Source organism: Pseudomonas sp. FSL R10-1339 (assembly GCF_009600545.1).
Classification (GTDB): Bacteria; Pseudomonadota; Gammaproteobacteria; order Pseudomonadales; family Pseudomonadaceae; genus Aquipseudomonas; species Aquipseudomonas bubulae.
This window is the reverse complement of record NZ_WIVQ01000154.1, coordinates 1-6,058: the sequence shown is the minus strand read 5'-3', so window position 1 is coordinate 6,058 and position 6,058 is coordinate 1. Positions and strand designations below refer to the sequence as shown.

The window sequence follows — 6,058 nt, the reverse complement described above, 5'->3', positions numbered from 1 at the left end:
GCATTGTGGCTGCTGGTGACGCTTGCCGGCAGGCCCAGCACACAGCCATGCCGGCAAGCGTCACCAGCAGCCACAATGCTGCACCTCGTAGATCGTTAGCGAGCAAATGCCCCAGCACCGGTACCAGGGTGGTGAGTGTCAGCCCGCTGAGCAAACCATAAAACACTGCCATCCAGACATAACGATGCAGCACGGGCGCGTCGTCGCCCAACAGTTCTAACAAGGGTTTCAGCATGACGGCACCGCCAGTTCTGCAGAGAATGAGTAGTCGCCCTGCGCCCACAGGCGGGCATAAAGGCCCTTGCGGGCAAGCAGTTCGCCGTGGCTGCCCTGCTCGTGAATCGTGCCGTTGTCGAGCACGATGATCTGGTCTGCGTGCATCACGGTGTCGAGCCGGTGCGCGATGACCAGCAAGGTGCGGCCGCCGGCAAAACGCGAGAGTGCATCCTGGATGGCCACTTCACTTTCGGCATCCGCCGCCGCCGTGGCCTCGTCGAGCACCAGCACGGGCGGATCGAGCAACACGGCACGGGCGATGCTCACCCGCTGCAACTCACCGCCGGAAAACTGCGCATCCTCACCCACCACCGAGTCATAGCCACGCGGCAGGGCAACAATGCGCGCATGGATATTGGCCGTGCGCGCAGCATCCTCAATCTGCTGGCGGGTGGCCGTTGGTCTGCCCAGGGCAATGTTGTCGTGCACACTGGCGTGGATCAGCCGTACCTCCTGCAATACAAAACCGATATGCCGGTACAGGGTTGCCGTCTCAATCTGACGCAGATCCACACCCCCCAGGGTGATACGCCCTTGCGTCGGGTCAAAAAAACGCAGCAGCAGGCGCGCCAGGGTTGACTTGCCGGCGCCGGAGCACCCCACCACAGCGGTGGTCGTGCCGGGTTTGAGAACCAGGTTGATGTCCGCCAGCCCCCGGCCGGCGCTTTCATAGCAGTAGCCAACGTGCTCAAAACCAATTTCGCTGCCCCGGGGCATCTGCTGCATGCCCGGTGCCGGTTGCTCCAGCACCGGTGTATCGAGCAGGGCCTGTACACGCCGGGCCGCACCCACTGCATTGTTGAGGTCATGGGTGATGTAGTGCAGCAACAGCAAGGGGCCACACAGGCCCGGAGTCACCAGGGCGAACGGCAGCACATCCAGCGCAGCGATCCAGCCCAGTGCCACGAACAGGGTGCCGAACGCCAGCACGCCGCCCAGCACCGCGACCGGCGCGATCATTGCGTTGGCATTGGCCATCGAACCCACCAGCGGGCGAGTGAAACCGACAAAAGCCCGGGCGAAGGCATCGACGGCCTCACGGTAACTGCCGTGTGCCTTGCCAACAGCCCCGAACGACTTCACTACCGGGATGCCATTGACGAACTCGACCACGGCATTGTCGATACGCCCCATGCCCTCGACAAACGCCTGCATGTTGCTCTCGCTGGCTTTCATGGCGCGGGTAAAAAACAGGAAGAACCCCGGGAACGGCAGGATCGAGACAATTGCCATGCGCCAGTCCATTACAAACAGGTAGACCAGCGAGAACACAATGGCGCCGACCGCTCGCCCCACGGTGGTGTAGAAATGCGCCGTCAGGCTGTGCAGGGTATTGATGTCATCCTGCATCGCCTGCTTGACCTCACCCGAGCCCCGGCTGGTGAACCAGCCCAAGGGCACGCGGCTCAGGCGCTGCACAATGGCCAGGCGCAGGTGGTGGGTAATACGGTTATCCGCCAGATGGGCCAGCAGCTCCCCGGTGGATATCAACAACATGCCCGCGCACAGACTCGCCACGCCGATACCTACTGCCCGCCACACCTCATGAGCAGTGATTGCGTTGTCACCCAGAACCAGCCCGGCGACATGCGCAATACCTGCCAGCGGTACCAGCGTCAGCATGGCGCCAACGCCCGCAAGCAGGGCGGCAATCAGCAGCCGCCCACGAATCGGGTGAAGCACCTGGCTGACAGGGTCACGCATCTTGGGTGTGGCCGCAGCCGTGTGAGGAGTTTCCATGCCAGTCAAACATCCGCAATGTCATAAGAATGGAAGGCCACTGGCATTCCGGTTAAGCGCAAACAAGGGGGGTGTATGCGCAACTGATAGTGGCTCGCAAATGAGAACCTTAATTAGTTGCATGACTATAAACTAATTTGCGAAATGCTGACAAGACAGCTACAAGACACTCCTCACCGATCAAGGAACGGCCATGAACGCCTCACAACCACCCGCGACCCGCGGGCGCCCTCGCACCATCACCCGCGAGCGCATCGTCGAAGCAGGCATCGAGATCGGCCTGCCGGGTATCACTTTTGTCGGCGTTGCTGCCGCTTTGGGGGTCAGTCATATGGCGCTGTACAAGCATGTTGCCAATCTGGAGGCGCTGAAGAATCTGATCGCCGAAGAGATCTTCACCCGCTGGCAGATACCGCGGGTCGACGCCGATCAGCGTGGTGAACTCAAGGACTACCTGACGGTGTTTGCCACCTCGGTGCGCCTGTTTGTAAAGGCCCACCCCGGCTTGACGCCCTACGTGATTCGCCGCTTGGCGGCGACCCAACCGATGCTCGCCAAGATCGACGAGCATCAGAGCCATATCGCCCAGGTCTACGCCATTACCAAGGCGCAGGCCCGCTGGCTGCTGGCAACCGTGGCCTTCCACGGAATTGCCGTAGCCGACACGGTGTATTCAGTCACCGGCCAGCCCGTTGAAGAAGCCCAGCGCCTGGCCGAAGAAATCGAGATGGAGGCCGAGCTGGACCGCGGCATGCGTGCACTGATCGTTGGCGCACTGGTGCTCATGGATGAAGAGGAATTCCAGGCAAAGCCATAGGTTTGACATCATGTAAATCAATAACTTGCATATGACTGTTCATGTAAATCATTTTGTTTGAGCCGTCATTGCCAGGGAACTACTGAGCGAAATCGAGTCCAATCAGGTTCATGTCGTTCAGGATCTAGATGATGAAAACGCAGGCACACCGATGAGCAGTAAAACCAACCACGGCTGGGCCTGGGCGTACCACAAGATTCGCGGCCTGCAATGCACACGGGTGACATCGGCCTACAGGGCCACCCTTTATGTGCTGCGTGGCGATACAGGCACCTTCCACAGCGATGCCAGTTGGCAAAAAAACCGCATCCGGCGCTAGTATGCAGCCATTACTTATGGCGCAATTTTTGACATGTCCAAGAAGCAAACCGCAGAAAACCCGGCAGCTACGGCAGCTGGCATAGAACAATCGATCCAGGCCCTCAACAAAATGGCCGAACGCCTGTGGGGTGATGGCCGCGAAGCCGAGGCCAAGGCCCTGATCGACGCGCTTGATGCTCTAAATCGGGCGCTGGACCGGATCCGGATTGGCGAAATCGGTCGGGCGGCGACGCTTCACTGATGCCGATACTGGCCAAGAGCCATTAAAGCCGGTGAAAAATCTGAGGCGTTGCGGTATAGATAGCGTTCATCCCCAGAATATGGACATTCAATGAACGCTTCCAAACTCTCGTCTGCGCTGTACTGTGCCGTGGCCATTTCACTGTTGAGCGGCTGCGCGGCCTCGGTTAAAAGCGGTGGCAGCCCCATGCTGCCGATCCAGGCAACAGCCAAGCAAAACCTGCGCGTCAACTTTGAAGGCAACAGCAAGGTTCAACAGAACGAGGACTGGCCCCTGCTGAAGCAAGAATGGAAGGAGGCCTTGCATGCCGAAGCCTCTGCAGAGGGCTACCGCCTTGCTGAGTCCCAACTGCTCAGCCTTGATGGAAAAGACGGTGTGGGCATCAAGATCAATGTAAGCAACTTCCGCTACATCACGCCGGGTGCACGGTATGGCGCAGGCATCATGGTGGGGAATGCCTGGGTCAACTCAAGTGCAGACTTCACCGATCTGAAGACCGGCCAGTTGCTGGGGACCCGGACCTACGATACGTCATCATCGGCCTGGGAAGGCGTCATGTCGGCCATGACCCAGGAGCAGGTCGAAGCCATCGCCCGGCAAATCATTGCCGATATCAAAAGCGCCAAGGCCTATTGACCTTTTGCCCCGCAAGCGGGCCCTTGTACCTCAAGGGCCAGTAGCACAGCGCTTTTTATCACCCCCGGTTTCAACACCGGCGCCACCGATATCACCCTGCAAGTGATACAGGGCGCACTTTGCGACTAGGCTGCATACGGAACAGACCTCCAATAAGAACAATCGAGTGTCGTGAGCCGCCATGAACATTCTCTACGATGAACGCGTCGACGGCGTCCTGCCGGACGTCGATAAAGCCGTATTACTGCGCACCCTGCGCACACGCTTGCCAAACCTTGAAGTCCTGCATCAGCGTGAAGAACTCAAGCCCTACGAATGCGACGGGCTTAGCGCCTATCGCACCACGCCCCTGCTGGTAGTGCTGCCACGCCAACTGGACGAGGTACAGGGCGTGTTGCGCATCTGCCATGAGTTGCGCGTGCCGGTGGTCGCACGCGGGGCCGGTACCGGCTTGTCCGCAGGGGCATTGCCCCTGGAAAAAGGCGTGCTGCTGGTAATGGCGCGCTTCAACGCTATCCTTCATATCGACCCCAACGCCCGCAGTGCACGGGTTCAGCCCGGTGTGCGCAACCTGGCCATTTCCCAGGCAGCGGCGCCGTATGACCTGTGCTACGCGCCGGATCCGTCCTCGCAGATTGCCTGTTCGATCGGTGGCAACGTCGCTGAAAACGCCGGTGGCGTGCATTGCCTCAAGTACGGTTTGACCGTGCACAACCTGCTAAAGATCGAAATACTGACCGTTGACGGCGAGCACCTGACCCTGGGGGCGGATGCCCTCGACTCCCCCGGTTTCGATCTGTTGGCACTGTTTACCGGTTCCGAAGGCATGCTCGGGGTCATTACCGAGGTCACGGTCAAACTGTTGCCCAAACCGCAAACCGCCAAAGTGTTGCTGGCAGCCTTCGACTCGGTTGAAAAAGCCGGTCGCGCCGTGGCTGACATCATCGCCGCCGGCATCATACCCGCAGGGCTGGAGATGATGGACAACCTGGCCATCCGCGCCGCCGAAGATTTTATTCATGCTGGTTACCCGGTCGAGGCCCACGCCATCTTGTTGTGCGAACTCGACGGCGTCGAAGCCGATGTACATGACGATTGCGCGCGCGTGCGCCAGGTGCTTGAACGGGCTGGCGCCAGCTCCGTGCGCCAGGCCAGGGACGAAGCTGAGCGGGTGCGCTTCTGGGCCGGGCGCAAGAACGCTTTTCCCGCCGTAGGTCGCCTTGCGCCGGATTACTACTGCATGGACGGCACCATTCCACGCCGTGAGTTGCCCGGCGTACTGCAGGCCATTGCCGGATTATCGACCCACTACAACCTGAGAGTGGCCAATGTGTTTCATGCCGGTGACGGCAATATGCACCCGCTTATTCTGTTCGATGCCAATCAGCCCGGGGAACTCGAGCGCGCCGAAGCCCTGGGCGGCCAGATCCTTGAGCTCTGCGTCAAGGTCGGTGGCAGCATTACCGGCGAACACGGCGTAGGCCGCGAGAAGATCAATCAGATGTGCGCGCAGTTCAACAGCGATGAACTGACCCTGTTTCATGCCGTCAAGGCCGCCTTCGACCCCGGCGGCTTGCTCAACCCCGGCAAGAACATCCCCACCCTGCATCGCTGCGCCGAGTTGGGCGCCATGCACGTGCATATGGGGCAACTGCCCTTCCCCGAACTGGAGCGGTTCTGATGCGCAGTGCAGACAATGTCGATACCAGCGCCCTGTTGCTGGAGCAGGTCAATCAGGCGCTGCAATACGCCACCCCGCTACGTATCCAGGGCGCCAACAGCAAAGCCTTCCTTGGCCGCAGCGTGGCCGGTGAAGTGCTCGACACCCGCGGCCATCGGGGCATTGTCAGCTATGACCCCACCGAGCTGGTGATCACCGCACGCTGCGGTACGCCTCTGATGGAGCTGGCGCAGGCGCTGGCCATCGTGGCAGGCAGCGCTGATCGGCAGCGGTTGCCGGCCCCATTCGGCGAGGCGCAGCAGGGCTCGCGCCGTGTCCAGTTCCAGGCTGATACTCAGGGATTGCC

Annotated in this window: 7 protein-coding genes and 1 pseudogene; 6 read left to right on the top strand and 2 right to left on the bottom strand. The window is 60.4% G+C overall.

Annotation, left to right across the window (positions count from 1 at the left end):
- A pseudogene (locus GHO03_RS23425) lies at positions 1-235 on the bottom strand (ABC transporter ATP-binding protein); the annotation flags it as partial.
- On the bottom strand, positions 229-2,016 hold the full coding sequence (locus GHO03_RS23420; RefSeq protein WP_153380322.1) for an ABC transporter ATP-binding protein: 1,788 nt from the start codon (positions 2,014-2,016) through the stop codon (positions 229-231). The pseudogene GHO03_RS23425 and the gene GHO03_RS23420, both read right to left, overlap by 7 nt.
- A 193-nt stretch (positions 2,017-2,209) precedes the next feature.
- On the opposite strand from GHO03_RS23420, the gene GHO03_RS23415 reads away from it, so the two are divergent.
- The 6 genes from GHO03_RS23415 to GHO03_RS23395 form a co-directional block, all read left to right on the top strand.
- Positions 2,210-2,833, top strand: coding sequence for a TetR/AcrR family transcriptional regulator (locus GHO03_RS23415; protein ID WP_095000132.1), 624 nt, complete (start codon positions 2,210-2,212; stop codon positions 2,831-2,833).
- 151 nt (positions 2,834-2,984) lie between these two features.
- Complete coding sequence (locus tag GHO03_RS25220; protein ID WP_165446467.1) at positions 2,985-3,152, top strand: hypothetical protein; 168 nt, start codon at positions 2,985-2,987, stop codon at positions 3,150-3,152.
- 33 nt (positions 3,153-3,185) lie between these two features.
- Positions 3,186-3,395 carry a hypothetical protein gene (locus GHO03_RS23410; RefSeq protein ID WP_095000131.1) on the top strand — a complete coding sequence of 70 codons (210 nt, stop codon included), beginning with the start codon at positions 3,186-3,188 and terminating at the stop codon, positions 3,393-3,395.
- Positions 3,396-3,485: 90 nt separating this feature from the next.
- Positions 3,486-4,031 (top strand): DUF4410 domain-containing protein, encoded by a 546-nt coding sequence (locus GHO03_RS23405; RefSeq protein WP_095000130.1) that lies wholly within the window; start codon positions 3,486-3,488, stop codon positions 4,029-4,031.
- A 181-nt stretch (positions 4,032-4,212) separates the two neighbouring features.
- Entirely contained in the window at positions 4,213-5,712 is a 1,500-nt protein-coding gene (glcD, locus tag GHO03_RS23400) for a glycolate oxidase subunit GlcD (RefSeq protein WP_153400613.1), read from the top strand.
- Positions 5,712-6,058: FAD-binding protein (locus GHO03_RS23395; RefSeq protein WP_153400612.1), on the top strand; the 347-nt coding region annotated here is incomplete at its 3' end. The genes glcD and GHO03_RS23395, both read left to right, overlap by 1 nt.